1 protein-coding gene is annotated in these 1,217 nt (G+C 69.5%); it reads right to left on the bottom strand.

The features are described 5' to 3' along the window. Nucleotides 1–1,217, bottom strand: a 1,217-nt coding sequence (locus ABZ434_RS36080; RefSeq protein WP_359146348.1) for an acyltransferase domain-containing protein, incomplete at both ends; no start/stop codon positions are given.

The following is a 1,217-nucleotide window of genomic DNA, read 5'->3' as shown; positions in this document are numbered from 1 at the left end:
CGGCGAGCACCCGAACCCTCGAAGAAACCGGCCCAGTCCACCGAAGTGCCAGTGACGTGCAGCTGCCCCAACGCCATCACGGCCGACGCCACCTCGGGGCGCCCCTTGCGCACCAACGGAACAAAGACCGCCGACTCCGACTCCACCGACTGCTGCGCCATCCCACTCAGCACACCATCCGGACCCACCTCGACGAACGAGGTGACTCCCTCGCCCTCCAGGAAGCGGACCGCGTCGGAGAACCGCACTGCCTCCCTTACATGCCGCACCCAGTACGAGGGCGTCGCGACCTCCTGCGAAAGCTCACCCGTCACGTTCGACACCACAGGAATCGACGGGGCACCGAACGACAGCCCGGCCACCACCGCCCCGAAGTCGGCAAGCATCGGCTCCATCAACGGCGAGTGGAAGGCGTGCGACACCCGCAGCGTGCTCGCCCTGCGGCCCTGCGCCTCGAACGTGGCGACCAGCTCGCGCACGGCCGCCTCCGCACCCGAAACCACCACGGACCGCGGTCCGTTCACGGCAGCCACGGCTACCCCGTCGTTCAGCAGCGGAAGGACCTCGGCCTCCGTCGCCTCCACCGCCACCATCGACCCACCAGCCGGCAACGCCTGCATCAACCGGCCACGAGCCACCACCAACTCAGCCGCATCCGCGAGAGACAACACCCCCGCCACATGCGCGGCCGCGATCTCACCCACCGAATGACCCACCAGGTAGTCCGGACGCACCCCCCACGACTCCAGCAGCCGGAACAACGCGGTCTCCACCGCGAACAGGCCCGCCTGGGCGAACATCGTCCCGTTCAGCAGACCGGCGTCCTCGCCCCACACCACCTCACGCAACGACCGACCCAGCCGGCCATCCAGCTCCGCCACCACCGCATCAAATGCAGCCGCGAACACCGGATAGGCCTCATACAGCTCCCGGCCCATCCCCAGCCGCTGCGCACCCTGCCCCGTGAACAAGAACGCGACCTTGCCCGCCGGCCGCACCGCGCCCCGCACCACCGAAGCCGACTGCCCGCCCTCGGCCAGCACGGTCAGGCCCCGCACCAACTCCTCACGGTCACCGACCGCAACCACCGCACGATGCTCCAGCACCGCCCGCGACACCACAGACGAAAAACCCACATCCAGCACAGCGGCAGACTCGCCCAGCTGCTCCAGCAGCTTCCCGGCCTGAGCCGACAGACCCGCCTCGCTCCGCGCCGA

The sequence above is a fragment of the Streptomyces sp. NPDC005761 genome (assembly GCF_040630635.1).
GTDB lineage: Bacteria > Actinomycetota > Actinomycetes > Streptomycetales > Streptomycetaceae > Streptomyces.
This window is presented reverse-complemented; position numbering and strand designations above follow the sequence as displayed.